The sequence below is a fragment of the Pelomonas candidula genome (assembly GCF_043555985.1).
Lineage (GTDB): Bacteria > Pseudomonadota > Gammaproteobacteria > Burkholderiales > Burkholderiaceae_C > Pelomonas > Pelomonas candidula.
In genome coordinates, this window is the sequence record NZ_JBIGIC010000003.1 from 455,195 (window position 1) to 480,972 (window position 25,778).

Here is a 25,778-nt window from a genome sequence, read left to right on the forward strand (position 1 = left end):
CATCAAGCCTGGGGATGAAATACTGTACAAACATACAGATTGCCCCATAATTCCGACATCGCACTGGAGAAACACATGGACGCGCCCGTCAAAGCCCTGAACACCGAAAAAGCCAAGGCCCTGCAAGCCGCCCTCGCCCAGATCGAAAAGCAGTTCGGCAAGGGCTCCATCATGCGTCTCGGTGAAGGCGAAGTCATCGAAGACATCCAGGTCGTCTCCACCGGCTCGCTGGGCCTGGACATCGCGCTGGGCGTCGGCGGCCTGCCCCGCGGCCGCGTCGTCGAAATCTATGGTCCGGAGTCATCCGGCAAGACCACGTTGACGCTGCAAGTCATCGCCGAGATGCAGAAGCTCGGTGGCACCGCCGCCTTCATCGATGCCGAGCACGCCCTCGACATCCAGTACGCCCAGAAGCTCGGCGTCAATCTGCAGGACCTGCTGATCAGCCAGCCCGATACCGGTGAACAGGCCCTCGAGATCGTCGACGCGCTGGTGCGCTCCGGCTCGGTGGACCTCATCGTCGTCGACTCGGTCGCCGCCCTCACGCCCAAGGCCGAACTCGAAGGCGAGATGGGCGACAGCCTGCCCGGTCTGCAGGCCCGCCTGATGAGCCAGGCGCTGCGCAAGCTGACCGCCACGATCAAGAAGACCAACTGCATGGTCATCTTCATCAACCAGATCCGCATGAAGATCGGCGTCATGTTCGGCTCGCCCGAGACGACCACCGGCGGCAACGCGCTGAAGTTCTACGCATCCGTGCGCCTGGACATCCGCCGCATCGGCTCCATCAAGAAGGGCGAGGAAGTCATCGGCTCCGAGACCAAGGTCAAGGTCGTCAAGAACAAGGTCTCGCCCCCGTTCAAGACCGCCGAGTTCGACATCCTCTACGGAGAGGGCATCAGCCGCGAGGGCGAAATCGTCGACATGGGCGTCATCGCCAAGCTCGTTGAGAAGTCTGGTTCCTGGTACGCCTATCAGGGCGAGAAGATCGGCCAGGGCAAAGACAACGCCCGCGAGTTCCTGCGCGAGAACCCCGACGTGGCCCGCGAGATCGAGAACAAGATTCGCGAATCCCTGGGCGTGGCGCTGCTGAGCGCACCGACCGAGGAATAAGCCCGCCGTGCCCGGCATGGCGCGGCAGCCCCTGTCGCTGAAGGCTCGCGCCATCGGCCTGCTGGCCCAGCGCGAGCACAGCCGCGCCGAACTGCGGCGCAAGCTGCTGCGCATCGAGCAGCAACAACGCACCCGGCAGGCCGCGGCGGCGCAATCTGCCAGCTTGAGAGGGCGCGAAGGCGGGTTCGATGAAAGCTCGGGCAGCGAAGCGCGGCCCGATAAGGATGACGCCGAAGTCGACAGCGAATCCGGCACGGCGGCAGTCGACGCGCTGCTGGACGCCCTTGCCGCCGACGGCTATCTGGATGAAACCCGCTTCGTCGAATCCCGGCTACACGTGCGGGCCGGTCGCTTCGGCACGCAGCGCATCCAGCAGGAACTGGCCCACCACGGGCTGAGGCTGGATGCCGATCAGCAGGCCGCGCTGCGTGCTTCCGAACTGGAGCGAGCCCGCGAGGTCTGGCTCAGGCGTTTCGGCACGGAACCGTCCCGTAACCCAGAAGACCGCGCAAAGCAGACGCGTTTCCTGCTGGCCCGAGGGTTTGCCCCCGAAGTGGTGCGCCGCTTGCTCAGAGCCTAAGGACCGCTTGACCCAGCGCGCAGGGGGCATTTTTACCCTCCGTGCTACATTGCCGGCTGCCGCCAGCACGGCGGTTCATCCGGTTACACGCCCCGAGCTCCTTGGCATAGCGGCCCTGAGAGTCGCCTCCACCCGCTGTCCCCGGCACCGGCCGGGTCGTTTCGCCCGCTCCGTTCCATGCGTCCCGTTCACCCGTCCGTCACGCGCCGCCCGCTGCACCGCCGCGCCCTCGATGTGCAGGTGTTCGCGCGTGAAGATGGCCTGTTCGACGTCGAAGCCAGCCTCATCGACACCAAGTCGCAGGACGTACCGCTGGCCGGCGTCCCCCGCAAGGCCGGCGATCCGATCCACCAGATGCAGCTGCATCTGACCATCGACGCGACGCTCACAATCACCGCCGCCTCGTCCGACACGCTGTGGATGCCCTACCCCGAGGCCTGCGCCGCGCACGGCAATGCCTATGCGCGACTCGTCGGCCTGAACCTGCTGAAGGGCTTCCGCCAGGACGTCGCCGAACGCCTGAGCGGCACCCAGGGCTGCACCCACCTCACCGAGCTGTGCCAGATCCTGCCGACGGCCTTCATCCAGGCGATGGCCGGCTCCATCATCGACACCCGCGAGGGCGATGCCGACGGCAACCCGCCCTTCCAGCTCGACCGCTGCCACGCGCTGCGCCGCGATGGGGCGACCGTTGCCAAGTTCTATCCACGCTGGCATCTGGCGACCCCAGAACCAGTACCGACCGCTTCCTGACTTCCCCGACCCGAAAGACCCAGCCATGAAAATCCACGAATACCAAGGCAAAGAAATCCTGCGCCAGTTCGGCGTGCCGGTGCCGCGCGGCATCCCGGCCTTCACCGTGCAGGAAGCCGTTGAAGCAGCCCAGAAGCTGGGCGGCCCGGTCTGGGTCGTCAAGGCCCAGATCCACGCCGGCGGCCGCGGCAAGGGTGGCGGCGTCAAGGTCGCCAAGACCATCGACGACGTCAAGGAGAAGTCCGAGGCCATCCTGGGCATGCAGCTCAAGACGCACCAGACCGGCCCCGAAGGCCAGAAGGTCCGCCGCCTGTACATCGAGGACGGCGCCGACATCGGCAAGGAGTTCTACATCTCGCTGGTGACCGACCGCGCCACGCAGAAGGTCGCGTTCATCGCCTCCAGCGAAGGCGGCATGGACATCGAAGAGGTGGCCCACAGCACGCCCGAGAAGATCGTCACCGAAGTGATCGATCCGCTGACCGGCATCACCACCGAGCAGTCCAAGAAGATCGCCGCCGCCATCGGCATGGAAGGCCACACGGTCGACCAGGCCGTCGACCTGTTCGCCAAGCTCTACAAGTGCTACATGGACACGGACGCGTCGCTGGTTGAAATCAACCCGCTGAACCGCGACGGCAAGGGCAACCTGATGGCCCTGGACGCAAAGTTCAACTTCGACGCCAACGCGCTGTTCCGCCACCCCGAGATCGTCGCCTACCGCGACCTGGACGAAGAAGATCCCGCCGAAGTCGAGGCCTCCAAGTTCGACCTCGCCTACATCTCGCTGGACGGCAACATCGGCTGCCTGGTGAACGGCGCCGGCCTGGCCATGGCCACGATGGACACCATCAAGCTGTTCGGCGGCGAGCCGGCCAACTTCCTGGACGTCGGCGGCGGCGCCACGGCCGAGAAGGTCACCGAAGCCTTCAAGATCATGCTCAAGAACAAGAGCGTGAAGGGCATCCTCGTCAACATCTTCGGCGGCATCATGAAGTGCGACACCATCGCCGAAGGTGTCATCACCGCCTGCAAGGCCGTGAACCTGTCCGTGCCGCTGGTCGTGCGCATGAAGGGCACCAACGAAGAACTGGGCAAGAAGATGCTGGCCGAATCCGGCCTGCCCATCATCGCCGCCGACACGATGGCCGAAGCGGCCACCAAGATCGTCGCCGCTGTTGCCTAACGCCCAGGAGTAAGAGAAATGTCGATCTACATCAACAAAGACACCAAGGTCATCACCCAGGGCATCACCGGCAAGACCGGCCAGTTCCACACGCTGGGTTGCCAAGCCTATGCCAACGGCAAGAACGCCTTCGTCGCGGGCGTGAACCCCAAGAAGGCCGGCGAGAAGTTCAGCGAGATCCCCATCTACGCGACCGTCAAGGAAGCCGCCGGCCAGACCGGCGCGACCGTCTCGGTCATCTACGTGCCGCCCGCGGGCGCCGCTGCGGCCATCTGGGAAGCCGTCGAGGCCGACCTGGACCTGGCGATCTGCATCACGGAAGGCATCCCCGTCCGCGACATGCTGGAAGTGCGCAACAAGATGAAGGCCAAGGAAGCCGCCGGCGGCAAGCGCACGCTGCTGCTGGGCCCCAACTGCCCCGGCCTGATCACGCCCGAAGAAATCAAGATCGGCATCATGCCCGGCCACATCCACCGCAAGGGCCGCATCGGCGTGGTCTCGCGCTCCGGCACGCTGACCTATGAAGCGGTCGCGCAGCTGACCGAGCTGGGCATCGGCCAGTCGTCGGCCGTCGGCATCGGTGGCGACCCGATCAACGGCCTCAAGCACATCGACGTGATGAAGGCCTTCAACGACGACCCGGACACCGACGCCGTCATCATGATCGGCGAGATCGGCGGCCCGGACGAAGCGGAAGCCGCCCGCTGGTGCAAGGCCAACATGAAGAAGCCCATCGTCGGCTTCATCGCCGGCGTCACCGCCCCTCCGGGCAAGCGCATGGGCCACGCCGGCGCGCTGATCTCCGGTGGCGCCGACACGGCGGATGCCAAGCTCGCCATCATGGAAGAGTGCGGCTTCACGATCACGCGCAACCCGTCCGAGATGGGCAAGCTGCTGAAAGGACTTCTCTGAAGTCCTTCAGGGCAGGCTCATATCCGCGTAGCGGATGTGAAGCCGCACAAGCGGCGGGCCGAAACTAAGGCACTGCTGTAAACCTGCCCCAGCGTCTGACGAGGGCCGTTCATAGAACGGCCCTTTTCTTTTGCCGATTGCTAGCTGCGTAGTTGCACGCAGGCACAAGGTCGCCGGCCGCAACGACACTCCGGAGACCAACCTCGCACCTGCATGGACCTGCTGAACGCCACCTTCTTCATCGCCCTGCTCAAGATCGTCTGGGTCAACCTCCTGCTGTCGGGCGACAACGCCGTCGTCATCGCGCTGGCGGCACGCAACCTGGCCCCGGCCCAGCAGAAGAAGGCCATCGTGTTCGGCAGCGGCGCGGCCATCGTGCTGCGCGTCGTGCTGACGCTGTTTGCGGTGCAGCTGCTGCAGCTGCCGTGGCTGAAGCTGGCCGGCGCCGTGCTGCTGCTGTGGATCGGCATCCAGCTGCTGGCCGACAACGATGCCGACGCCGAGGTCCATGCCAGCAACAGCGTCTGGGTGGCCATCCGTACCATCCTCGTCGCCGATCTCGTCATGAGCCTGGACAACGTCATCGCCGTCGCGGCCGCTGCCAACAGCGCGCCGGATAACGACCGCATGCTGCTGTTGGTCATCGGCCTGGGCCTGTCCATTCCGCTGATCATCTTCGGCAGCACGCTGCTGCTGAAGCTGATGGAGCGCTTCCCGTCCATCATCACCCTGGGCGCGGCGCTGCTGGGCTTCGTCGCCGGCGAGATGGCCACGACCGACGCCGCCGTGCACGACTGGTTCGAGGCCCACCTGCACGAGCTGGACTACACCGTCAGCATCGGCTGCGCCATCCTCGTCGTCGCCGTCGGCCTTGCGCGCGCCCGCCGCGGCAGGCGCGAGGCCGCCTAAGATCGGCCGCATGGCAAGCGGCGGCATCCCCGGCAAGCTGGGCGGACTTTGGCAGCGCCTCGTCGGCCGCGCCGATGACGCGCCGCCGGGTGAGCCGTCGGTGTCACCCACATCGCAGCAAACCCTGGCCGACGACACCCCGCCGACGCAGGCCGAGGTCGGCAGCACGCCGCCGGATCTGCACGACTTCGAACTCGGCGCCGAGATCGGCCGCGGCGCCATGGCCATCGTCTACAAGGCCACGCAGCGCTCCACCGGCCGCCAGGTCGCCATCAAACGCCTGGCGCTGAGCCGCGAGTTCTCCAGTGAAGACCTCGCCGACGTGCGCGACCGCTTCATGCGCGAGGCCCGCGCCGCGCGCGCGCTGCAGCACCCGGACATCCTGCAGGTCGTCGACGCCGGCCAGGACGGCCGCGACGCCTGGCTGGCGCTGGAGTACGTGCTGGGCCGCGACCTCAGCCTGTTCACGAAGCCCGGCCAGCTGCTGCCGGTGCGCGAGGTCGTGCAGATCGGCGCCCGGCTGGCACGGGCGCTGGACTATGCGCACAGCCAGGGCGTCATCCACCGCGACATCAAGCCGGCCAACGTCATGCTGGACCGCATCAACGGCAGTCTCAAGCTGATGGATTTCGGCATCGCCCGCGTCGGCGACGGCAGCCGCACGCGCACGGGCCTCGTGCTGGGCACGCCATCCTTCATGTCGCCCGAACAGCTGGCCGGCCTGACGGTCGACGGCCGCAGCGATCTCTACTCCCTCGGCGTACTGCTCTACCAACTGCTGACGGGCACGCTGCCGCACCAGAGCGAGTCCATGGCCCGGCTGATGCAGCAGATCGCCACCGAGCCGGCGCCGGACGTGAGGATTCACCGACCCGGCCTGCCGGAGTCCCTGGCCCTGGTGCTGGCCGTCGCGCAGGAGAAGCGTCCCGAGCTGCGCTATCCCAATGGAGAGCAGATGGCGCGCGACCTGGAGGCCGTGCTCATCATGGACCTGCAGAACGAGCCCGCCACGCCCGAGGCCGTCAAGCCCCAGGATGATGCCTTCGCACAAACACTGCGCTTGACCCCGGAGGAAGCAGGGCAGAATCGCCGCTCCTCCGCCCTACCCGGCGAGTCCCACGAGCCACCCCAAGCCCCATGATCCTGGAGTTCTTCAGCGCCACCGACGTGGGCCGCGCGCGCGACAACAACGAAGACTCGGTCGCCCTTGACGAGGCCGCCGGCCTGGCGGTGCTGGCCGACGGCATGGGCGGCTACAACGCCGGCGAAGTGGCCAGCCAGATGCTGACCAGCTTCGTCAGCAGCGAGCTGGGCCGCTGGCTCAAGGACGCCGGCCGCGAGGCCCGCGCCGGCGAGGTCAAGCGTGCGATGGACATCTGCGTGGACAACGCCAACCGCGCCATCTTCAACGCCGCCAACACCAACCCCAAGTACGCCGGCATGGGCACGACGCTGGTGCTGGGCGTGTTCCGCCCCGAAGGCCTGCTGCTGGGCCACGTCGGCGACTCGCGCGGCTACCGCCTGCGCGCCGGCCGACTGGCCCAGATCACACGCGACCACTCGCTGCTGCAGGAGCAGATCGACGCCGGCCTGCTGACCGTGGAAGAGGCCGCCTTCTCCAGCAACAAGAACCTCGTCACGCGCGCCGTCGGCGTCGAGGACACCGTGCTGATGGAGCTGCACCTGCACGAGGTGCAAGCCGGCGACACCTACCTCTTCTGCTCGGACGGCCTGTCCGACATGCTCGACGACGACAGCATCGCCAACCTGCTCAATGGCAATCCCACGCTGCCCGAAGCGGCACGGGCACTGATCAACGCAGCCAATGACAGCGGCGGCCGCGATAACATCGCGCTCATCCTGGCCCGCGCGGAGGGCCGTCAACGAACCGAAGGTCGGGGCTGGTGGCCCTTCGGACGACGTAACGGCCAGTAAGTCCTCGCCTGAGAGTCACGGCACGAACAACAGAACTTGAGGTCATTCATGGGCAAACTGGTGGTTTCGCTCGACGGCGTCGTGATCAAGGAAGTCCAGATCACCAAGGACAAGACCACGCTCGGTCGGCGGCCCTACAACGACATCGTCATCGACAACCTCGCCGTCTCCGGCGAGCACGCTGTCTTGCAGATGGTCGGCAATGACGTCTTCATCGAAGACCTCAACTCCACCAACGGCACCTACATCAACGGCAAGGCGATCAAGAAGCAGCTGCTGGCTGACAACGACACCGTCGAGATCGGCAAGTACAAGATCAAGTTCCTGCTCAACGACGGCGGCGACTACGAGAAGACGATGATCCTCAAGCCCGGTTCGGCTGCGCCGGGTCTGGGCAGCGGGCTTGGCTCATCGTTCGGCGGACTCGGTGGTGGCGCGGCCGCCGTCGGCCCGGCCTCCATCAAGGTGCTGACTGGTGCCGCCGCGGGTCGTGAGGTCGCGCTCAGCAAGGTCGTCACAACGCTGGGCAAGCCCGGCGTGCAGGTGGCCTCGATCACCAAGCGCCCTACCGGCTATGTGTTCGCCCACGTCGAAGGCGCCCAGCGTCCCAGCGTCAACGGCATCCCGCTGACCGGCGAATCGATCGCCCTGCGCAGCGGCGACCTCATCGAGTTGGCCGGCACGCAGATGCAGTTCATCCAGGGCTGATCGACCCGCTCCGCAACGGCTGCGCCGCTCCCTCGAAGGGGCGCTTCCGACCGACCGGCAGGGCCGGATCGGCGGGAGTCGCCGAGTGGAAAACGTGCTCCGCGATCGGCTGTGACTTCCTCACGATTGGGATACCCCCAACTCGGTAATCCGACCGCCTCCGATATCGGGCCGCTGCGTACATTCTTGGCTCCACCTCGCCTGACGCGAGGCCCCTCGACACCGAGCCAACGCACCGCATGAACATCCGCGTTTTGGGCTGCTCCGGCGCCATCGCCGCCGGCTACAAGACCACCGCCTTCCTGCTCGACGACGATGTCCTCATCGACGCCGGCACGGGCGTGGGTGACCTGCCGCTGGACGCGCTGGCCGCCATCGACCACATCCTGCTCAGCCACTCCCATCTGGACCACGTGCTGGGCATCCCGCTGCTGGCCGATGCCGTGCTGCGCCTGCGCGCGGCCGCCGGCCGCCCGCCCATCCAGGTCCACGCGCTGCCCGAGACGCTGGCCGCGCTGCAGCTGCACATCTTCAACGGCGCCATCTGGCCCGACTTCACCCGCCTGCCGAGCCGCGAAGCGCCCGTGCTGAGCCTGCACCCCTTCCAGATCGGCGACCGCCTGAACCTGAACGGCCGCGTCATCGAAGTCCTGTCCGCCGCCCACACCGTGCCGGCCGTCGGCTTCGCCGTCGACGGCGGCGCCATCACCGGACACGCCCACTGGGTCTTCACCGGCGACACCGGCCCGAACCCGGCACTGTGGCAGCGGCTGGCGCAACTGAAGCTGTCCCACCTCGTCATCGAGACCGCCTTCAGCGACGACGAGGCCGAACTCGCCCATGTCAGCCGCCACCTGTGCCCGACCGAACTGGGCCGCGAACTGAGCCAGCTGGCCGGCAGCGTCGACGTACGCATCACCCACATCAAGCCCGGCGAGGTCGAGGCCGTCATGGCCGGCGTGCAGGCGCTCACCAGCCCGCACCGCATCAGTGCGCTGGTGGCGGGGCAGGAGATGGCGCTGTAAGCAGGCGTTACCTTCGCGGCTGAACGGCGCCTGCGGGCGCCGTTTTGCTTGGCTGACGTTTTTTGGCCCGTCGGCTGCAGCTGACAAAAGACGTCAGCCCCAGGTGACCATTTTTGTCAGAAGCGGGCTGCGAAAGCGGTCAAACGTGCGCTTTCACACGCTGCGGACGGGCCGGAAAGCTGGCACGCCCCCTGCATTCATGGGGACTGCCCTCCCACCCACTCACACTCGCTGGAGTAACTGACATGCAACTGAAAGCACGTGCCCAACAGGGCTTCACCCTGATCGAACTGATGATCGTCGTGGCCATCATCGGCATCCTGGCTGCTGTGGCGATTCCCCAGTACAAGGACTACACGATCAAGGCCAAGATCGGCAATGCACTGAGCGCCGTTGATTCGTACAAAGCTGCGGTTGCCCTGTGCATCCAAGAAACCGGGGTTGGCGCTGGCTCTGCTCCGACTGCTTGCGGCCAAGGTGACGCCAGCGCAAATATCCCCGCTACTGCCGCAACCAAAGAAGTTTCCAAAGTTGAAGTGTCCAGTGCAGGCGTCATCAAGGCGACCTTGGCTTCGGGCATCGGTACTGGCATTGACGGCCAGACGATCTCGTGGACTCCCACTGTCGGCACGTCTAGCGTGACCTGGACCGCGACTACCGACATCGACGCTTCGAAGTACCCCGCCGCCACGAACGCAATCACCAAGAACAACGTGTCTTCCTAAGACAATCGACAGCAGGGCGGCTATCGCCGCCCGCGCTCACGACAAAGGGGCTTCGGCCCCTTTTTTGCTGTCTCCCGAGGAATTCAACGCTTACGCATGCCTATTGACCGCCCGAAGCACCGATTCGCGATGTTGCTTGCCGTGCTTGCGTGGCTGTTCATGGCGCACCCTTATGAGGGTCTGAGGCACGATGGCGTTCTCTACTTTGGCCAGGCACTGCTCCATTCAACCGTCCCCGTTCTGAGCCAGGACGTCTTTTTCTCTGGCGGATCGCAGGACCAGTATTCGATCTACGCGCACCTGATGGTGCCGCTGTATGAGCACCTCGGGCGGTTGTCCACGCACGTGGGAGTGCTCATGTGCAGTTGGCTTCTCATGGCTGGCGCCGTGCTCCGACTGCTGAGACGTTTCGAACCCTCGGGCCCACTTCCTTACTGGGGGCTGTTCGCTTACACCGTCATGTCGCCGATTTACGGTGGAGGCTGGGTCTTCAGTTACGGCGAGGCTTTCGTCACCGCACGTACCTTTGCAGAGCCGGCGCTGCTCTGGAGCCTTGCGGCGCTGATGGACGACCGGCGCCGCGTCGCAGTCGGGCTGCAGGTTCTCGCGGCGTTCTTCCATCCACTGATGACCTTGCCCGTCATCGTTCTGAGTTGGTGCTTTCTCGCTGAATCCGACCGACGCTGGCTATGGCTGCTCCTCTCAATCCCGGCCGCCCTTCTGGTGGCGCTGGCAGGCATTCCTCCGCTGGACGGACTGCTGAAGACCTATGACCCCTATTGGTGGTCAGTCTTCGACATCAACAACCATCACCTGATTCTCGGCAATTGGAATCTGCACGACCACCTGACGGTACTGCTTGACGTCGCTGTCCTTCTGGCGGTGACACGTCTGCGGCCAACGGATATCTGGACACGGCTGATCTATGCGGCCGTCATCACGACGGTGGCAATGCTCGCCCTGACTGCGATCGGAGTCGACCTGCTGCACGCCGTGCTATTGACGCAACTCCAGCTCTGGCGCGCCCACTGGGTCTCACACCTGATGGCCATGGCCTTGGCGCCCTGGCTGGTGGCTCGGCTGTGGTCGATGGACGGGCTCTGGAAGGCAAGCGCCTGCGCGCTGGGACTCGCGCTGCTCAATTCCCACATTGGCTTGGAGCATGGTGTGGCGACGCTGCTGCTATGGGGGCTGTGCTCGTTGCTGGCCTGGCGCACGAGCCACGTCACACGGGTGACCGTGATGCTTGCCTGCAGCGGCATCCTGATCGGCTTGCTCGGACTCACGGCATACCAACTGGATGCGGTCGTTGAGCAACAAAGTTGGGAGTTACCCGGCGAGTGGTTTGCAAGCGCCGTGAAGATCATGGCCTTCCCGACGATCGCCTTTTCCGCCTTCGCCGCCCTGCTCCACCTCGCACGCTGGCGTCGCGCCGGGGCGGGCCTCGCCGCAGTGGTCAGCGGCCTCTTGCTGTGCCTGTCCCTGGCTCATTGGGACCAGCGCACCGACCTGGCTCGTGCCATCGAGTCACCCGCCGAGCGCCCTCACCCGTTCTCGGACCTGGTGCCAGATCGAGCAACCGTCTATTGGCCCAACCAGTTGATCCCTGTGTGGGGCCTGCTGGAGAGGGCAAGCCACTACTCCGAGCAGCAGGGCGCCGGTGTGCTGTTTAACCGCCAAACTGCGCTGATCTATGCGCCCCGACGGGAGACGTATCGCCCAATCAGGGACGATCGCGAGCGATGCCGTACCGGCGCTCAATTCACTCGAAATCGCAAGGCGCTCGCCCACTGCGACATGCCGACCAATGAGCGGTTGGTGACCTTGTGCTCCCAGCCTGATCCCCCTGACTTCCTTGTGCTCGTTGATCGGCTCAAGCCAGAGCCTCTGGCCACATGGACGCTACCTCAACGGCGTGACGTACCCCAGACCTTCGCCCTCTACGCCTGTTCTCAGCTGACCCGCCCAGAAAGCTAACCATGCCCTCGATATCGCGCGAGTTCATCCTGTACTTCGCAGCCAGCGCCGCCGCGCTGGCGCTGGACACCGCCGTATTCAACCTGTCGCTGCGTCTGGGTGTGGGCCTGGCGATGTCGGCCTGCCTGGGCTTCAGCCTCGGCCTGATGCTGGTCTACACGATCAGCACCCGGCACGTGTTTTCTCAGCACAGCATGGCGGACAGCCGCAGCGAGTTCGCGCTGTTCGCCATGATCGGCATCGCCGGGCTGCTGCTGACCGAGGCGCTGCTGTGGCTGTTCGTCAAACAGCTCGGCATGGCACCGTTGGCAGCCAAGCTGACCAGCGCCTGCGGGGTATTCGTCTTCAACTTCGCACTGCGCAAGGCCCTCCTGTTCACGGCTCGCAGCAAAGCGCTCAGCACGCAGCAATGACCCAGCCCTCCACCCTCGTCATTGGCGCCGGCCCCGCCGGCCTGACCGCCGGCCTCGAATTGCTGCGCGCCGGCTACCCGCAGGTCACCATCCTGGAGGCCACCCAGGAGATTGGTGGCATTTCCAAGACGGTCAACTACAAGGGCAACCGCATCGACATCGGCGGGCACCGCTTCTTCTCCAAGTCCGACTGGGTCATGGACTGGTGGCGCGACGTGCTGCCGGTCGCCCAACCGGCCGCCGGCAATGGCGATGCGCGCCTGGCCTTCCAGGGCAAGGAGCGCCTGCTCGGCGGACACGAGGCCACGGCCAGCGAGACGGACGACTCGGTGCTGCTGATCCGCAGTCGCCAGTCGCGCATCTACTTCGGCGGGCAGTTCTTCGACTACCCGCTCAAGCCCGGCATGGACCTGGTCCGAAAGATGGGGCCGCTGCGCTGCCTGCAGTTCGCGGGCAGCTACATGGCCGCCGCGGCCAGCCCCATCCAGCCCGAGCGCACGCTGGAGGACTTCTTCATCAACCGCTTTGGCCGCCAGCTCTATCGGCAGTTCTTCAAGGACTACACCGAGAAGGTCTGGGGCGTGCCCTGCCGCGACATCAGCGCCGACTGGGGTGCGCAGCGCATCAAGAGCCTGTCGATCGGCAGCGCCGCCAAGCAGGCGCTGAAGAAGCTCGTCACCGGCAAGACCGACAGCCAGCACACATCGCTCATCGAGAGCTTCCTCTATCCCAAATATGGCCCTGGCCAGATGTGGGAGACGGCCACGGCCGAGTTCGAGCGGCGCGGCGGCCGGCTGCTGCGTGGCTGGGCCGTCGACGAGATCCACCGCCAAGAACGCCGCGTCGAGCGCGTCGTCGCGCGTGACGCCGACGGCCAGCGCCAGAGCTTCGACGCCAGCGCCGTCGTGTCGACCATGCCCATCCGCGAACTGGCTCAGGCACTGCGCCCCGCGCCCGACGCGCCGACGCTGTCGATTGCCTCCGGCCTCGAGTACCGCGACTTCATCACCGTGGGCCTGCTCTACCGTCGCATGAGCCCGAAGGTGGCCGGCAAGGCAAGGCATGTCAGCGACAACTGGATCTACATCCAGGAGCCCGGCGTCAAGGTCGGCCGCGTCCAGGTGTTCAACAACTGGAGCCCCTACATGGTGGCCGACCCCGACACGGTCTGGCTGGGGCTGGAGTTCTTCGCCCGCGACGACGACGACCTGTGGGCACTCAGCGAGGACAAGCTCAAGGCCCTGGCCGTGCGCGAGATGCAGCAGCTGGGCCTGGCCGACGAGGCCGAGCTGCTGGATGCCACCGTGCTGCGCCAGCCCAAGGCCTACCCAGGCTACTTCGGCTCGGCCTTCGAACGCTTCGACGAGCTGCGCGGCTGGCTGGACGGCCTGGACAACCTCTTCCTGTGCGGCCGCAACGGCATGCACCGCTACAACAACCAGGACCATTCCATGCTGTCCGCGCGCCTGGCCGCGCAGGCCATCATGAACGGCGGCGCCGGCCGAGACGCGATCTGGGACGTCAACATCGACGACGACTATCACGAAGACACGGCAAAGACGACCTGAGGCGTCAGCGTGCCATCATCCGCGCCCATGTCGTCCCAGACCCCTTCCGCCGCGGCCGATGCCGCGCCGTTCAGCATCGTCATCGCGGCCGCGCTGCCGCCATTGCTGGCCTTCAACCAGACGCCGGCCGCCACGCTCTACAACCAGTTGCTGGCCCTCGCCGGCTGGGGGCTCGCGCTCGTCTTCTGGGCATCCTCATCGCCCGGTTGGCGCATCAGCCTGAAGAGCCCCGCGGCGCTGGCGATGGCGCTGCTGCTCGTCGCCCCGATCACATCCGTCGCCTGGCGTTCGCTGCCGCTGTCGCTGGGGCTGAACGCCGTCGCCGTCATTGGCGCCGGCTTGGTCGTGCTGGTGCTGGCGCAGGGCCTGTCGCGCCAGGCGCGTCACGTTGCCGCCGAGTCGCTGTGCTGGGGACTGCTCGCCACCGGTCTGCTCAGCGTCGTCATCAGCCTCGTGCAGGTCTTCGCGCCCGATCTGGCCGACGGCATCATCATTGCCCGCTCTGGCGTCGTGGGCAGCGCGGTCAGCAACCTGCGCCAGCCAAACCACCTGGCCAGCCTGATGATGTGGGCCGCCATCGCCGCTGTCTACGTGACCGAGCGGCGCGGCTGGCGCTGGCTGCTGCCGCCACTGCTGGCGGCCTTCGTCTTCACCGTCGTGCTGAGCGCATCGCGCACCGGCTACATCGGCGTTGGCATGCTGGCTGTCTGGGGTGTGGTGGATCGCAGCCTCTCGCGCAGCGCCCGCCTGAGCCTGCTGGCAACGCCGCTGATGCTGGGTGCAAGTTGGTGGCTGATGTCGATGTGGTCCACCGAAAGCGGCCACGCCTTCCGCGGGGCCTCGAGGCTGGCCGAGGGCGCTGGCTCGCCGTCGCGGCTGGCCATCCTGCGCGATGCCTGGGCGCTGACGAAGGCCAACCCGCTGACGGGCGTGGGCTGGGGCGAGTTCAATTTCGCGTGGAGCCTGACGCCGTTCCCGACCCGCCCCATCGCTTTCTTCGACCACACGCACAACATCGCGTCCCAGCTGGCCGTCGAACTGGGTCTGCCTTGGGCGGGTACTGTGCTCGGGTTGCTGTGCTGGGCCATCGTGAAGGCGTGGCACGGAGCGGCGACCGGCCAGGGCGACGACGCCCCGCTGCGTCGCATGGCGCTGATGATCGTGCTGACCATCGGTCTGCACAGCCTGCTGGAGTACCCGCTCTGGTACGCCTACTTCCTGCTGCCCGCCTGCTTCGCGCTGGGCCTAGCCCTGCCGGCAGCCGACACCGAGACGCCCGCGCCGGCAGCGCCCGGCATCTTCGTCGGGGCTCTGCTGATCGCGGGCAGCCTGTTCGCCGTGGTGGACTACCAGCGCATCGCCGACATCTATGCCCCGAGCGCCGACGCCGTTCCGCTGGGCGAGCGCATCACCACCGGCCAGGCTTCGCCGCTCTTCGGCCACCAGGCCGACTACGCGGCCGCGACCAGCCTGCCGCCCGGCCCCGCCGCGCTGGCCGCCGCGCGGCGCACCGGTTTCAGCCTCATCGACGCGCGGCTGCTGATGCACTGGTCGCTCTCGCTGCAGGCGACGGGAGACATCAACGGTGCGCGCTTCCTCGCCGACCGACTGCGCGAGTTCCGCAACTCGACGGGTGATACGTGGTTCGAGAGCTGTGGCGCACCGGCCTCTGGACCGGTCATGGTGCAGTGCCAGCCGGCCTCGGGTGTCGTCGACTGGCGGACACTGCGTTGAGCTAAGCGGCGTCGGGGGCGTGCCAGTCGCCGCTCTTGCCGCCCTGCTTCTCCAGCACGCGCACGCGATCAATGACCATGCCGCGGTCGGCGGCCTTGCACATGTCGTAGATGGTCAGCAGGCCCACCTGCACGGCGCACAGCGCCTCCATCTCCACGCCCGTGCGGCCCAGTGTCTCGACCTGTGCGCGGCACAGCACGCGGCTGCCGGGCTCGTCGAGCTCGAAGTCGACCTTCACACGCGTGATGGGCAGCGGGTGGCACAGCGGCACGAGGTCGCTGCAGCGCTTGGCGCCCTGAATGGCAGCGATGCGCGCCACGCCCAGCACGTCGCCCTTCTTCGCGGTGCCACTGGCGATCAGCGCGAAGGTGGCGGGCTGCATGCGGATCTCGCCCGCAGCGACCGCCACGCGGTGCGTCTCGGCCTTGGCCGACACGTCAACCATGTGGGCTTCGCCCTGGGCGTCGAAATGGGTCAGCGGGCTCGTCATGGCAGCGTGGGGAGGGGCTTCATCTTCACGAAACGTTCGGGGTTCGAGTTGCAGGCATCATAGGCAGATGGCTGCTGACGGCCGGAGTTCCCGTTCGATGAAGAAGTTGCTTGTCACCCGCCCCCTGTTGACGCTGATCGCAGCCGCCACGCTGGCCCTGCCCGGCGCGCCGCTGAATGCCCAGGTCAACCTGCCGGCGCTGGGCGATGCGGTCTCGCAGGATCTCGACGTCGGCTCCGAGCGCCGCCTGGGCGACCAGGTCATGCGCCAGATCCGCATCGACCCCGACTACGTGCAGGACCCGATCCTGCAGGAGTACCTCGAAGGCATCTGGCGGCCGCTGGTGCAGGCCGCTCGCAAGCTGGGCCAGATCGGCGACGAGACGCAGGCGCGCTTCGCGTGGGAGCCCTTCCTCGTGCGCGACAAGAGCGTCAACGCGTTCGCGCTGCCGGGCGGCTTCGTCGGCACGCACCTGGGCCTGATTTCGATGACGGTCTCGCGCGACGAACTCGCGTCGGTGCTGGCGCACGAGCTGTCGCACATCACGCAGCGCCACATCGCGCGCCGCATCGCGGGTGACTCGAAGAACAGCATGGTCGCCGTCGCCGGCCTGCTGCTGGGCATCCTGGCCGCCACGCGCGGCAACATCGACATGGCCAACGCCGGCATCATCGGCGGCCAGGCCGCGGCCACGCAGCTGTCGCTGAACTTCTCGCGCGACATGGAGCGCGAGGCCGACCGCGTCGGCTTCAACGTGCTCGTCGAGGCGGGCTTCTCCGGTGCCGGCATGGTGAGCATGTTCGAGCGCATGGAGCAGGCCTACCACCTGATGGACGACGGCGCCTACCCGTACCTGCGCTCGCACCCGCTGACCAGCGAACGCATCGGCAACGCGCGCACGCGCCTGGCGCTGGAGCCCTTCTCGCGTCCGCGCGGCCTGGCCGAGCACGCACTGATCGCCGGCCGCGCCCGCGCATTGCAGGACCCGCGCGTCGAGGCTTGGAAGGTGCTGGAGAACTACGACGCCGGCGCCCGCAACATCAAGGACAGTGGCGGCTACGAGCAACTCGGCGCGCGCTACGCGGCGGCGTTGTCGTCCATCAAGCTGCGCAACTTCGACCGCGCCGAGGCCACGCTGCGCAGCGCCGAGGTGACGCTCAAGCTCATCAACCCCAGCCCCACCGAGACCGCGGCCGCCAGCCGGCTGCTGACCTATCTGCGCGCGGAGCTCGCCGAGGCGCGCGGCCGGCCGATGGAAGGCATCGCCGCGCTGGACTCGCTGGGCGGCGAGAAGTCGCGCCCGATGCTGATGCAGCGCGTGGGCCTGGCGCTGGCCGCGGGGCCCGCGGACGTCTCCGGCCCGCAGCTGCGCGAGGCCGCCGATGCGCTGCAGACGCATGTCTCGCTGGAGCCTAACGACGCGCTGGCCTGGCACGAGCTGTCGCTGATCTGGGAGAAGCTGGGCCAGCCGCTGCGCGCGGTGCGCGCCCAGGCCGAGACACGAGCCGCCGCGGGCGACCTCAACGGCGCCATCGACCGCCTGCGCTCGGGCCTGCGCCAGTCGCGCTCACGCGATGCCGACCAGGTCGAGGCCTCGGTCATCGACGCCCGCCTGCGCACGCTGGTCTACCAGCGCCAGGCCATCCTGGGCGAGATGTACAAGGGCCGCTATATCCCGCCGGACGTTGAACTGCCGAATTGACGCCCCTCGCCCGGCCCTGCCGCGCTGAACGCGGGCAAGGCCAGTCGATCCCCCGAGGGGACGGCGATGCAAGCGGCATCAAGCCGCTTGCACATCGCCAAACGGGCCGGCCTGGGCGAATGAACCTACTCCTGCGGAAACAGCCGCTCGATGACGACGTCGATGACCATGCCGCACAGGCTGTAGATCAGCGAGCCGATCAGCGCCGCGCTGAAACCGGCCACGGCCAGGCCGTCCAGCAGGTAGGCGGCAGCCCAGAACATCAACGCGTTGATGACGAACAGGAAGAGGCCCAGGCTGAGCACCGTCACCGGCAGCGTCAGCAGCACGAGCACGGGCCGCAGCAGCGTGTTCAGCAGGCCCAGCACCAGCGCCGCGATCAGCGCCGACGTGAAGCTCTTGACGACGACACCGGGGTAGAGGTGGGCGACCAGCAGCAGCGCACCGGCCAGCATCAGCCAACGGATGAGGATTTTCATGGCGCGAGCATAGCCAGCGGACGCGTCGCCAGGCTGTCGCGTGCTCGCCTCAATCGTCAGTCATTAAATAGGAATCGTTCGCATTCGTGTTAGTATTTTCGGGTTGTCACCGATTCCTTGTTCTGCCGTGAAGCCCGCTCTCGCCTTCGTCGCCCCATCGCCGGTTGCCATGCCCACGCAACCCGCGGCGGTGCTGCACGCGCAGCCGCGCACGTCGCAGCCCAGCTATGCCGAGGTGTCCCGTGCGCCACGCAGCCGCCGGCTGCTGCTGGTGGGTATCGCCGTGCTGCACGTGCTGGCCTTCTGGGGCCTGAGCCGCGTGCAGGACGTCAAGCGCAAGCTGGTCGAAGTCGCGCCAGTCGTGGTGCGCCTGATCGCGCCGGCGGAGCCGCCCAAGCCGCTGCCGCCCACGCCGGTCGCCATGCCGGAGATGAAGGTGCCCGCGCTGACGATGGTCGAGCCGCCGCTGATCGCCGTGGCAGCCGCGCCGGCCCCGTCGCCCGTCGTCGCGGCGCTGCCACCGCCTCCGCCGACGCCCGTACCGGTGCAGGCCACACCCGCGCCGCCGGTGCAGGTCACGCCGCCGCCCACGCCGGCCATCAAGCGCATCCCCGCCAGCGCGGTGCGCTGGCTGAAGGAGCCACGCATGACGTGGCCGCTGATGTCCAGGCGGTTGAAGGAGTCCGGCGTCGTGCACGTGCGCGTCGTCGTCGATGTCAAAGGCCTGCCGCGCGAGGTCGCGCTCGCGAAATCCTCGGGCTTCGCGCGACTGGACGAACAGGCGCTGCTCGACATCCGCACTGCGCGCTTCGTGCCGCAGACCGAGAACGGCCAGCCGATCGAGTGGGAAGTCATTGCACCGATGTCCTACGAACTGGACCGCTAGCCCGCTTTTCCCTTTCCCGAGTAGCCATGCCGTGGATGGCGCGCTTGCGCGCCGTCGTGGGCAAAGCCATGCCCATTCAAGATCCACTGGAGATTTCCATGTCCCGCAAGAACAAGAAGTCCTGCAAACCCCTGAGCCCGGCGCTGCTGCCGCTGGGCGCCCTGGCCGCCGGCTTTGGCCTGGCCTCCGCCGCGCTGGCCCAGACCGCCCCCGCCGCCAAGGACGAAACCGTGCTGCCCACCGTCCGCATCAAGGCCAGCGCCGAGAAGCAGGGCAAGGATGACTATCAGGCCACCGAGACGCGCATCGGCAAGGGCAAGCAGGACATCCGCGACATTCCGCAGGCGATCACCGTCGTCACCGAGAAGGTCATCGACGACCGCAACTTCAACAACGTCAAGGAAGTGTTGAAGAACACGTCCGGCATCACCTTCCAGGCCGCCGAAGGCGGCGAGGAAGACGTCAAGATCCACGGCATCTCGCTGCAGAGCACCGGCGACATCTTCATCGACGGCATGCGCGACCCGGCCTTCTACGACCGCGACACCTTCTTCCTGGACAAGATCGAGCTGCTGCGCGGCTCGGCATCGCTGCTGTTCGGACGCGGCTCCACCGGCGGCGCCGTCAACCAGGTCACCAAGCAGGCCGTGCTGGCGGACCAGAACCAGATCGACGTCTCGATGGGCAGCCACGGCGCGCTGCGTGCCATCGGCGACTTCAACACCCGCACCGGGGAGAACTCGGCCTTCCGCGCCAGCGTGATGACCAATACCGCCGACAGCAACGGCGCAGGCTCCAAGATCGACAAGCGCGGCCTCGGTGCCAGCTACCGCTTCGGCATCGACGAGACGGACGAGTTCGGCATCACGGTCTACGGCCTGCAGAACGACAACGGCATGAACTACGACGTGCGCTGGATCAAGCCGAACGCGTCGTCGCCGGTAGCCAACGCGCTGAACACCAAGCTGGACCCGGACGCCTACTACGGCCTGTCCAGCGACTTCAACAAGGGCGCGGCCTACTACGGCATGCTCACGCACACGCACCGCTTCTCCAAGGACACGGAAATCGTGACCAAGGTGCGCGCCGCCAACTACTCGCGCGACCAGCGCGCCACGCTGTGGAGCACGCCGGCGGCCAGCCAGCCCGACGGCAAGGAAGTCACGCTGGATTCGTGGAACAACGCCACGGTCATCGTGCGCGGCTTCCAGCCCAAGAAGCAGGACATGCAGACCATCACGGCGCAGAGCGACCTGAACACCAAGTTCAGCGCGCTGGGCTTCCAGCACACGCTGCAGGCCGGCGTCGACTTCGCCCACGAGAAGAAGCAGGTCTACACGCCGGTCACGGCCCTGCAGGGTGGCATCGTGCCGGCCCGCCCGAACACGACCGCCGGCACACCGTACGACGGCGCCAGCATCGACGAGAGCGTGCGCAGCTACCGCGCCAACAACGACTACGTGTCCAAGGCCTACGGCGGCTACGTGCAGGACCTGATCGAGGTCGCGCCGATGTGGAAGGTGCTGGCCGGCCTGCGCTACGACCACCTGCTGGGCGACTACAACCAGTACGCAGCAGCCTCGACGACAGCCGTGAACCCGCTCACCGTCACGTCGTACCAGATGAAGGTCTCGGAAGTGAGCAAGCGCGCCGCCGTGCTGTTCCAGCCGGACGCGCAGTGGTCCTTCCACCTGATGGGCGCCACGTCCTTCAACACCTCGGGCGACGCCTACTCGCTGAGCGCGGCCAACGCCGACATCCCGCCCGAGAAGTCGGTCAACGTCGAACTGGGCGCCAAGTGGGACAGCGCCGACGGCAAGCTGAGCCTGCGTGCCAGCGCTTTCCGCAACACCAAGCTGCACGAGCGCAATACCGACCCGCTGAACACCGGCGTCGTCACGCTGTCCGGCAAGCGCCACGCCGCCGGGCTGGACTTCGACGTCGTCGGCCGCATCACGCCCGAGTGGGAAGTCTTCGGCAACTTCACGTGGATGCCGGTCTCCAAGATCGACATCTCCAGCGCCACCTCGGGCGAGAAGCAGGGCGACCGCCCGTCGCTGTCGCCGCGCTACTCGGGCAGCATCTGGACGGCCTACCAGGTCCTGCCGCAGCTGCGCCTGGGCGGCGGCCTGAATGCCCGCAGCAGCCAGACGCCCAACCGCAACCCGGTGGGCATCGTCGCGCCGAAGTTCGTCACGGCCGACGCGATGGCCGAGTACACGGTCGTGCCGGAGACGCTGAGCTTCAAGCTCTACGTCAGCAACATCGCCAACAAGCTCTATGCTGACCAGCTGTACACGAGCTTCTACGTGCCCGGCACGGGCCGCGTGACGACGCTCACGGGCACCTACAAGTTCTGACCTCGACGAGAGACCGCGCCACGCCATGCTGCTGAAGATCCCGCAGATCCTCGACGCCGCCGGCGTGGCCCGGGCCCGCGAACTGCTGGCCGAAGCCCCCTGGGCCGATGGCCGCACGACCGCCGGCCGCCAGGCCGCGCAGGTCAAGAACAACCAGCAGCTCCAGCCCGGCAGCGACCAACACCGCGAGCTGCAGGCGCTGGTGCTGCAGGCGCTGGAGAAGCACCCGCTGTTCTTCTCCGCGACACTGCCCAAGCGCGTGCTGCCGCCGCTGTTCAACCGCTACGCCGGCACCGCCAACACCTACGGCGCCCACGTCGACCAGGCCGTGCGCTACCTACCGGGCGGCGTGCAGCGCGTGCGCACCGACATCTCCTGCACGCTGTTCTTCAGCGACCCGGCCGACTACGACGGCGGCGAACTCGTCATCGACACCACCTTCGGCGAGCAGCGCGTCAAGCTCGCGGCCGGCGACATGGTCGTCTACCCCGGCACCAGCGTGCACCGCGTCGAGCCGGTCACGCGCGGCGCGCGGCTGGCCAGCTTCTTCTGGATCGAGAGCATGGTGCGCGCCGACGAGCAGCGCCGCCTGCTGTACGAGATGGACATGAGCCTGATGAAGCTGCGCGGCGAGCTGGGCGAGACGGCCGAGCTGGTGCAGCTGACGGGCACGTATCACAACCTCCTGCGGATGTGGGCCGACACGTGAGCGCGCCCACTCTTGAGGCACTGCCCGAAGGCCTGGCCAACCTCGCCGACTTCGAGGCGCCCGCGAAAGCACGTGTCACCGCCAACGCCTGGGCCTACCTGAACGGCGGCGCGGCCGACGAGATCACGCTGCGCGCCAACCGCGCCGCGTGGGACGCCATCAAGCTGCACCCGCGCGTGCTGCGCGACCTGGCCGGCGGCCACACGCGCGTGACGCTGCTGGGCCGCGAGCTGCTACACCCGATCATCCTGGCGCCCATCGCCTACCAGCGACTCTTCCACGCCGACGGCGAGGTCGCGATTGCGCACGCCGCGGCCGCACAGAGTGCCGGCGTGTTGCTCAGCGCGCAGTCCAGCGTGCCGATGGAAGACGTGGCCGCGCCGATGCTGGCCGAGCCGAGCGCCGGCCCGCTGTGGTTCCAGCTCTACTGGCGCGACGACCGCGATTTCATGCGCGCGCTGCTCAAGCGCGTCGAGGCCGCCGGCTACCAGGCCCTCGTGCTGACCGTCGACGCGCCCGTGCACGGTGCGCGCGACCGCGAGCGGCGCATCGGCTTCAAGCTGCCCGACGACATCCGCGCCGTGAACCTCGGCGGCCTGAAGAAGCCGCTCAACCTGCAGCCCGGCCAGAGCGCGCTGTTCGACGGCCTGATGCCGCGCGCCGCCACGTGGCGCGAGATCGACTGGCTGCGCGCCGAGAGCCGGCTGCCACTGCTGCTCAAGGGCGTCACGCACGCCGACGACGCGCGCGAGGCCCTGGCCCGCGGCGTGACCGGCTTCGTCGTCAGCAACCACGGCGGCCGCGCGCTCGACACGCTGCCGCCCACCACCGAACTGCTGCCGCCGCTGCGCGCCGCGCTGGGCCCGGACGTGCCGCTGCTCGTCGACGGCGGCATCCGCCGCGGCACCGACGTGCTGAAGGCCATCGCGCTCGGCGCCAACGCCGTGCTGCTGGGCCGTCCCTACGTGCACGCACTCGCCGCCAGCGGTGCGCTGGGCGTGGCCCACGCGCTGCGGCTGCTGCGCGACGAACTGGAGATCGCGATGGCGCTCTCCGGCTGCAAGACTCTCGCCGACGCGGGCCCGGCCTTGCTCTGGCCCGCCAACCCTCGCTGAAGGACTCCCTCATGAAACACCTCCTCGTCACCATCGCCCTGGCCGTCACCGCCGGCACGGCCTTCGCCCACGGCAACGTGTCGTGCCCCGCCATGCCCAAGGAAGAGAAGAAGCTGCAGACCGAACTGCAGAAGAAGCTCGAGAGCGAAGGCTGGAAGGTCCGCAAGGTCCAGAACTACAACGGCTGCTACGAGGTCTACGGCTTCGACGGCCAGGGCAAGAAGGCCGAGGCCTTCTTCAACCCCAAGACCTTCGAGCGCGTCTACCCCGAGGGCGAGCAGCCCGAAGCGGCGCCCGCGAAGTAAGCGATGCGCATCCGCGTCTGGGACGCGCTGGTGCGCGTCCTGCACTGGGCGCTGGCCGGTGCCGTCGCCACCTGCTGGATCAGCGGCCACTGGCCGCCGCACCACTTCGACGACTGGCACCACACCGCCGGCTACGTGGCCGGCGCGGCCGTCGTGCTGCGGCTGATCTGGGGCTTCACCGGCTCGCGCTACGCGCGGCTGTCGCAGTTCGTGCGCCGCCCGCGCGACGTGCTGGCCTACGCGCGCTCGATGCGCGCCGGCCACGAGCCGCGCTACATCGGCCATAACCCGCTGGGCGGCTGGATGGTGCTCGCGCTGTGGTTCACGGCTGGCGCGCTGTCGCTGACCGGCTGGCTCTTCACGACCGACTGGCTGTGGGGCTACGAGTGGCTGTCGGACCTGCACGCCTGGCTCGCATGGGGCATCGCGGCGCTGGTCGCGGGACACCTCGGTGGGGTCGTCGTGACGAGCTGGCGGCACCGCGAGAACCTCGTTGGCGCGATGTTCAGCGGCAAGAAGCGCGCGCCCGAAGCGGGCGACATCGACTGATGCAAAGCTCCGCAAAGGCCAGGACTGATGCGGCCCCGCGACAGGCGAGTGCCGAAAGCCTCGATTTCATGGGCCAGTGCGGGTCATCCCCTCTATGAAAGCCTTCTCTTCCCCTGGGGAGCGCAGTACCATCGCCGGCGCAGGGTGCTAGCGAGTATTGAAGGCTTACGCGGCCTTCACCCAGGCCCGGCACATCAACAACTTTTGATGGAGTGAATCGACATGGCAACTGCGAAGAAGGCCGCGCCCGCGAAGAAGGCGGCTGCACCGGCGAAGAAGGCTGCGGCTCCGGCCAAGAAGGCCGCCGCGCCCGCGAAGAAGGCTGCGGCCCCGGCCAAGAAGGCCGCCGCACCGGCGAAGAAGGCAGCTCCGGCCAAGAAGGCCGCTGCCCCCGCCAAGAAGCGCACGCCCAACGCCGCCTTCATGAAGGCGCTCACCCCCAGCGCGGCCCTGGCCGCCATCGTCGGCGCAGCCCCGCTGCCGCGCACCGACGTGACCAAGAAGGTCTGGGAATACATCAAGAAGAACAAGCTGCAGGACGAGCTGCAGAAGCGCGTCATCAACGCCGACGCCAAGCTGAAGGAAATCTTCGGCAAGGCCAAGGCCGACATGTTCGAGATGACCAAGCTGATCAACAGCCACCTGAAGTGAAGCGGCGCCGCGCACGCCGCGGCCTCGTCAACGCAAGCCCGGCACTGCCGGGCTTTTTTGTGCGCGCTGCTTCGCTCGACCGGGCATGACCTCTCTTCATTCCTTCAGAAAGCTCGCCGCCCCACTGGCAGTCGTCGCGGGCCTCGGCGTCATCGCACTGCTCGCGACGCACGGCTGGCGTGACGCCGAGGTGCGCACGATGTCGCTCGACTGCGGCAACACGGATGACCCGCCTGGCACCGGCATGCCCGCCTGGCCTGGCGGCAAGCAACGCTTCTACACGCGCCAGCACTGGACCGAGGATGGCGTGCTGAAGGTGGAGGTGTGGGAGTTCCTGTCGCCCGGCTACGAGCTGGTGTCGGCCCGGCACGAAGTCCAAGCCCGCCGCATCGTCATCGAGCCGCGCTGGGAAGTACCACCCGGCGGCGCTGTCGCGGCCTGCATCGCCAAGTTCGGCATCGAGGTCAGCTTCCGCGACCTGCCGCGTGGCGACTACTTCATCGAGGCGCGCTAGGCCAGCAAGGCCCGCAACCCGGCCTGCAGCTGCGGCACGTCGATGGGCTTGAGCCAGTAGTCGTCGAAGCCGGCCGTGCGGGCAGCTCGCACCACTTCCGTCGGGTTGTCGGCCGACAGCGCCACCCAGCGCGCGCCATTCAGCGAGGCCGCCAGCGCGGCGTCCGCATTGACACGCTCGCGCAACTCCACGCCCGTCATGTCGGGCAGGTTCATGTCGATGAGCAGCAGGTCGGGCCGGCGCTCCGCCAAGGCTGCCAGCGCTTCGGCGCCGGTCTCGACGCAGCACAGTTCCCAGCCCGGCAGCGTCCGGAACACCTCCTCCATCAGGATCAGGTGGATGCGGTCGTCTTCGACGTAAAGCACCAGCGGCGCGGCGCGGTCGGGCATGGCGGGGAGTGGGGGGACAGCTACAGCGGTCGGCACGATAGCAGCAATGCCCGGGCGGGCCGGCAGCCGCCGAAATGCAATCGTTTCCCGG

27 protein-coding genes are annotated in these 25,778 nt (G+C 67.4%); 24 read left to right on the forward strand and 3 right to left on the reverse strand.

Annotated elements, in window-relative coordinates; genetic code table 11:
* The first annotated feature begins 75 nt into the window (after nt 1–75).
* The 15 genes from recA to ACG04R_RS08390 all read left to right on the forward strand — a co-directional run bounded on the left by recA (nt 76) and on the right by ACG04R_RS08390 (nt 15,538).
* Complete coding sequence (recA, locus tag ACG04R_RS08320; RefSeq protein ID WP_394407992.1) at nt 76–1,113, forward strand: recombinase RecA; 1,038 nt, start codon at nt 76–78, stop codon at nt 1,111–1,113.
* A 16-nt stretch (nt 1,114–1,129) separates the two neighbouring features.
* On the forward strand, nt 1,130–1,693 hold the full coding sequence (locus ACG04R_RS08325; protein ID WP_394408304.1) for a regulatory protein RecX: 564 nt from the start codon (nt 1,130–1,132) through the stop codon (nt 1,691–1,693).
* A gap of 177 nt (nt 1,694–1,870) precedes the next feature.
* Nucleotides 1,871–2,446 (forward strand): DUF2889 domain-containing protein, encoded by a 576-nt coding sequence (locus ACG04R_RS08330; protein WP_394407995.1) that lies wholly within the window; start codon nt 1,871–1,873, stop codon nt 2,444–2,446.
* 25 nt (nt 2,447–2,471) lie between these two features.
* Nucleotides 2,472–3,632 (forward strand): ADP-forming succinate--CoA ligase subunit beta, encoded by a 1,161-nt coding sequence (gene sucC / locus ACG04R_RS08335; protein ID WP_394407998.1) that lies wholly within the window; start codon nt 2,472–2,474, stop codon nt 3,630–3,632.
* 18 nt (nt 3,633–3,650) lie between these two features.
* The gene (sucD, locus tag ACG04R_RS08340) at nt 3,651–4,544 is read left to right on the forward strand and encodes a succinate--CoA ligase subunit alpha (RefSeq protein ID WP_394408001.1); all 894 of its coding nucleotides are present in this window, start codon (nt 3,651–3,653) and stop codon (nt 4,542–4,544) included.
* A gap of 213 nt (nt 4,545–4,757) precedes the next feature.
* Complete coding sequence (locus ACG04R_RS08345; protein ID WP_394408004.1) at nt 4,758–5,453, forward strand: TerC family protein; 696 nt, start codon at nt 4,758–4,760, stop codon at nt 5,451–5,453.
* 10 nt (nt 5,454–5,463) lie between these two features.
* A complete protein-coding gene (locus ACG04R_RS08350) occupies nt 5,464–6,594 on the forward strand; it encodes a serine/threonine-protein kinase (RefSeq protein ID WP_394408007.1) in 1,131 nt (376 codons plus the stop codon).
* A complete protein-coding gene (locus ACG04R_RS08355; protein WP_394408010.1) occupies nt 6,591–7,388 on the forward strand; it encodes a Stp1/IreP family PP2C-type Ser/Thr phosphatase in 798 nt (265 codons plus the stop codon). Before ACG04R_RS08350 ends, ACG04R_RS08355 begins: the two co-directional genes overlap by 4 nt.
* Nucleotides 7,389–7,436: 48 nt before the next feature.
* The gene (locus tag ACG04R_RS08360) at nt 7,437–8,096 is read left to right on the forward strand and encodes an FHA domain-containing protein (protein ID WP_394408013.1); all 660 of its coding nucleotides are present in this window, start codon (nt 7,437–7,439) and stop codon (nt 8,094–8,096) included.
* Between the two features lie 239 nt (nt 8,097–8,335).
* Nucleotides 8,336–9,121, forward strand: a complete 786-nt coding sequence (locus tag ACG04R_RS08365; RefSeq protein ID WP_394408016.1) for an MBL fold metallo-hydrolase — start codon at nt 8,336–8,338, stop codon at nt 9,119–9,121.
* Between the two features lie 245 nt (nt 9,122–9,366).
* The gene (locus tag ACG04R_RS08370; protein ID WP_394408019.1) at nt 9,367–9,846 is read left to right on the forward strand and encodes a pilin; all 480 of its coding nucleotides are present in this window, start codon (nt 9,367–9,369) and stop codon (nt 9,844–9,846) included.
* Nucleotides 9,847–9,942: 96 nt separating this feature from the next.
* On the forward strand, nt 9,943–11,823 hold the full coding sequence (locus tag ACG04R_RS08375) for a hypothetical protein (RefSeq protein ID WP_394408022.1): 1,881 nt from the start codon (nt 9,943–9,945) through the stop codon (nt 11,821–11,823).
* Nucleotides 11,824–11,825: 2 nt separating this feature from the next.
* The gene (locus tag ACG04R_RS08380) at nt 11,826–12,236 is read left to right on the forward strand and encodes a GtrA family protein (protein WP_394408025.1); all 411 of its coding nucleotides are present in this window, start codon (nt 11,826–11,828) and stop codon (nt 12,234–12,236) included.
* Nucleotides 12,233–13,804, forward strand: coding sequence for an NAD(P)/FAD-dependent oxidoreductase (locus tag ACG04R_RS08385; protein WP_394408028.1), 1,572 nt, complete (start codon nt 12,233–12,235; stop codon nt 13,802–13,804). The genes ACG04R_RS08380 and ACG04R_RS08385 overlap by 4 nt, the downstream gene beginning before the upstream one ends.
* Nucleotides 13,805–13,831: 27 nt before the next feature.
* Nucleotides 13,832–15,538 carry a PglL family O-oligosaccharyltransferase gene (locus ACG04R_RS08390; RefSeq protein WP_394408031.1) on the forward strand — a complete coding sequence of 569 codons (1,707 nt, stop codon included), beginning with the start codon at nt 13,832–13,834 and terminating at the stop codon, nt 15,536–15,538.
* Between the two features lies 1 nt (nt 15,539).
* On the opposite strand, the gene moaC is transcribed toward ACG04R_RS08390, so the two are convergent.
* A complete protein-coding gene (moaC, locus tag ACG04R_RS08395) occupies nt 15,540–16,028 on the reverse strand; it encodes a cyclic pyranopterin monophosphate synthase MoaC (RefSeq protein WP_394408034.1) in 489 nt (162 codons plus the stop codon).
* 97 nt (nt 16,029–16,125) lie between these two features.
* On the opposite strand from moaC, the gene ACG04R_RS08400 reads away from it, so the two are divergent.
* Nucleotides 16,126–17,730, forward strand: a complete 1,605-nt coding sequence (locus ACG04R_RS08400; RefSeq protein WP_394408037.1) for a M48 family metalloprotease — start codon at nt 16,126–16,128, stop codon at nt 17,728–17,730.
* Nucleotides 17,731–17,855: 125 nt separating this feature from the next.
* Here the strand turns inward: ACG04R_RS08400 and ACG04R_RS08405 are convergent, their stop codons facing one another.
* The gene (locus tag ACG04R_RS08405) at nt 17,856–18,209 is read right to left on the reverse strand and encodes a phage holin family protein (protein ID WP_394408040.1); all 354 of its coding nucleotides are present in this window, start codon (nt 18,207–18,209) and stop codon (nt 17,856–17,858) included.
* A 169-nt stretch (nt 18,210–18,378) separates the two neighbouring features.
* Here ACG04R_RS08405 and ACG04R_RS08410 point away from each other — a divergent pair, with 169 nt between their 5' ends.
* The 8 genes from ACG04R_RS08410 (at nt 18,379) to ACG04R_RS08445 (ending at nt 25,298) form a co-directional block, all read left to right on the forward strand.
* Nucleotides 18,379–19,095 carry a TonB family protein gene (locus ACG04R_RS08410; RefSeq protein WP_394408043.1) on the forward strand — a complete coding sequence of 239 codons (717 nt, stop codon included), beginning with the start codon at nt 18,379–18,381 and terminating at the stop codon, nt 19,093–19,095.
* Nucleotides 19,096–19,193: 98 nt separating this feature from the next.
* Complete coding sequence (locus ACG04R_RS08415; RefSeq protein ID WP_394408046.1) at nt 19,194–21,455, forward strand: TonB-dependent receptor; 2,262 nt, start codon at nt 19,194–19,196, stop codon at nt 21,453–21,455.
* 25 nt (nt 21,456–21,480) lie between these two features.
* Nucleotides 21,481–22,164, forward strand: a complete 684-nt coding sequence (locus ACG04R_RS08420; RefSeq protein WP_394408049.1) for a Fe2+-dependent dioxygenase — start codon at nt 21,481–21,483, stop codon at nt 22,162–22,164.
* A complete protein-coding gene (locus ACG04R_RS08425) occupies nt 22,161–23,279 on the forward strand; it encodes an alpha-hydroxy acid oxidase (protein WP_394408052.1) in 1,119 nt (372 codons plus the stop codon). Before ACG04R_RS08420 ends, ACG04R_RS08425 begins: the two co-directional genes overlap by 4 nt.
* 11 nt (nt 23,280–23,290) lie before the next feature.
* Complete coding sequence (locus tag ACG04R_RS08430) at nt 23,291–23,584, forward strand: PepSY domain-containing protein (RefSeq protein WP_394408055.1); 294 nt, start codon at nt 23,291–23,293, stop codon at nt 23,582–23,584.
* Between the two features lie 3 nt (nt 23,585–23,587).
* Nucleotides 23,588–24,133, forward strand: coding sequence for a cytochrome b/b6 domain-containing protein (locus ACG04R_RS08435; protein WP_394408058.1), 546 nt, complete (start codon nt 23,588–23,590; stop codon nt 24,131–24,133).
* Between the two features lie 222 nt (nt 24,134–24,355).
* Complete coding sequence (locus ACG04R_RS08440; protein WP_394408061.1) at nt 24,356–24,784, forward strand: SWIB/MDM2 domain-containing protein; 429 nt, start codon at nt 24,356–24,358, stop codon at nt 24,782–24,784.
* A gap of 85 nt (nt 24,785–24,869) precedes the next feature.
* Complete coding sequence (locus ACG04R_RS08445) at nt 24,870–25,298, forward strand: hypothetical protein (protein WP_394408064.1); 429 nt, start codon at nt 24,870–24,872, stop codon at nt 25,296–25,298.
* Here the strand turns inward: ACG04R_RS08445 and ACG04R_RS08450 are convergent.
* A complete protein-coding gene (locus ACG04R_RS08450) occupies nt 25,295–25,687 on the reverse strand; it encodes a response regulator (protein ID WP_394408066.1) in 393 nt (130 codons plus the stop codon). The two genes, ACG04R_RS08445 and ACG04R_RS08450, sit on opposite strands and share 4 nt — an antisense overlap.
* Between the last annotated feature and the right edge of the window lie 91 nt (nt 25,688–25,778).

Excerpts from the sequence above, each read along its gene's own strand:
- recA (WP_394407992.1), top strand. The coding sequence starts at position 76 with ATGGACGCGCCCGTCAAAGCCCTGAACACCGAAAAAGCCAAGGCCCTG.
- ACG04R_RS08325 (WP_394408304.1), top strand. The coding sequence starts at position 1,130 with ATGGCGCGGCAGCCCCTGTCGCTGAAGGCTCGCGCCATCGGCCTGCTG.
- ACG04R_RS08330 (WP_394407995.1), top strand. The coding sequence starts at position 1,871 with ATGCGTCCCGTTCACCCGTCCGTCACGCGCCGCCCGCTGCACCGCCGC.
- sucC (WP_394407998.1), top strand. The coding sequence starts at position 2,472 with ATGAAAATCCACGAATACCAAGGCAAAGAAATCCTGCGCCAGTTCGGC.
- sucD (WP_394408001.1), top strand. The coding sequence starts at position 3,651 with ATGTCGATCTACATCAACAAAGACACCAAGGTCATCACCCAGGGCATC.
- ACG04R_RS08345 (WP_394408004.1), top strand. The coding sequence starts at position 4,758 with ATGGACCTGCTGAACGCCACCTTCTTCATCGCCCTGCTCAAGATCGTC.
- ACG04R_RS08350 (WP_394408007.1), top strand. The coding sequence starts at position 5,464 with ATGGCAAGCGGCGGCATCCCCGGCAAGCTGGGCGGACTTTGGCAGCGC.
- ACG04R_RS08355 (WP_394408010.1), top strand. The coding sequence starts at position 6,591 with ATGATCCTGGAGTTCTTCAGCGCCACCGACGTGGGCCGCGCGCGCGAC.
- ACG04R_RS08360 (WP_394408013.1), top strand. The coding sequence starts at position 7,437 with ATGGGCAAACTGGTGGTTTCGCTCGACGGCGTCGTGATCAAGGAAGTC.
- ACG04R_RS08365 (WP_394408016.1), top strand. The coding sequence starts at position 8,336 with ATGAACATCCGCGTTTTGGGCTGCTCCGGCGCCATCGCCGCCGGCTAC.
- ACG04R_RS08370 (WP_394408019.1), top strand. The coding sequence starts at position 9,367 with ATGCAACTGAAAGCACGTGCCCAACAGGGCTTCACCCTGATCGAACTG.
- ACG04R_RS08375 (WP_394408022.1), top strand. The coding sequence starts at position 9,943 with ATGCCTATTGACCGCCCGAAGCACCGATTCGCGATGTTGCTTGCCGTG.
- ACG04R_RS08380 (WP_394408025.1), top strand. The coding sequence starts at position 11,826 with ATGCCCTCGATATCGCGCGAGTTCATCCTGTACTTCGCAGCCAGCGCC.
- ACG04R_RS08385 (WP_394408028.1), top strand. The coding sequence starts at position 12,233 with ATGACCCAGCCCTCCACCCTCGTCATTGGCGCCGGCCCCGCCGGCCTG.
- ACG04R_RS08390 (WP_394408031.1), top strand. The coding sequence starts at position 13,832 with ATGTCGTCCCAGACCCCTTCCGCCGCGGCCGATGCCGCGCCGTTCAGC.
- moaC (WP_394408034.1), bottom strand. The coding sequence starts at position 16,028 with ATGACGAGCCCGCTGACCCATTTCGACGCCCAGGGCGAAGCCCACATG.
- ACG04R_RS08400 (WP_394408037.1), top strand. The coding sequence starts at position 16,126 with ATGAAGAAGTTGCTTGTCACCCGCCCCCTGTTGACGCTGATCGCAGCC.
- ACG04R_RS08405 (WP_394408040.1), bottom strand. The coding sequence starts at position 18,209 with ATGAAAATCCTCATCCGTTGGCTGATGCTGGCCGGTGCGCTGCTGCTG.
- ACG04R_RS08410 (WP_394408043.1), top strand. The coding sequence starts at position 18,379 with ATGCCCACGCAACCCGCGGCGGTGCTGCACGCGCAGCCGCGCACGTCG.
- ACG04R_RS08415 (WP_394408046.1), top strand. The coding sequence starts at position 19,194 with ATGTCCCGCAAGAACAAGAAGTCCTGCAAACCCCTGAGCCCGGCGCTG.
- ACG04R_RS08420 (WP_394408049.1), top strand. The coding sequence starts at position 21,481 with ATGCTGCTGAAGATCCCGCAGATCCTCGACGCCGCCGGCGTGGCCCGG.
- ACG04R_RS08430 (WP_394408055.1), top strand. The coding sequence starts at position 23,291 with ATGAAACACCTCCTCGTCACCATCGCCCTGGCCGTCACCGCCGGCACG.
- ACG04R_RS08435 (WP_394408058.1), top strand. The coding sequence starts at position 23,588 with ATGCGCATCCGCGTCTGGGACGCGCTGGTGCGCGTCCTGCACTGGGCG.
- ACG04R_RS08440 (WP_394408061.1), top strand. The coding sequence starts at position 24,356 with ATGGCAACTGCGAAGAAGGCCGCGCCCGCGAAGAAGGCGGCTGCACCG.
- ACG04R_RS08445 (WP_394408064.1), top strand. The coding sequence starts at position 24,870 with ATGACCTCTCTTCATTCCTTCAGAAAGCTCGCCGCCCCACTGGCAGTC.
- ACG04R_RS08450 (WP_394408066.1), bottom strand. The coding sequence starts at position 25,687 with ATGCCCGACCGCGCCGCGCCGCTGGTGCTTTACGTCGAAGACGACCGC.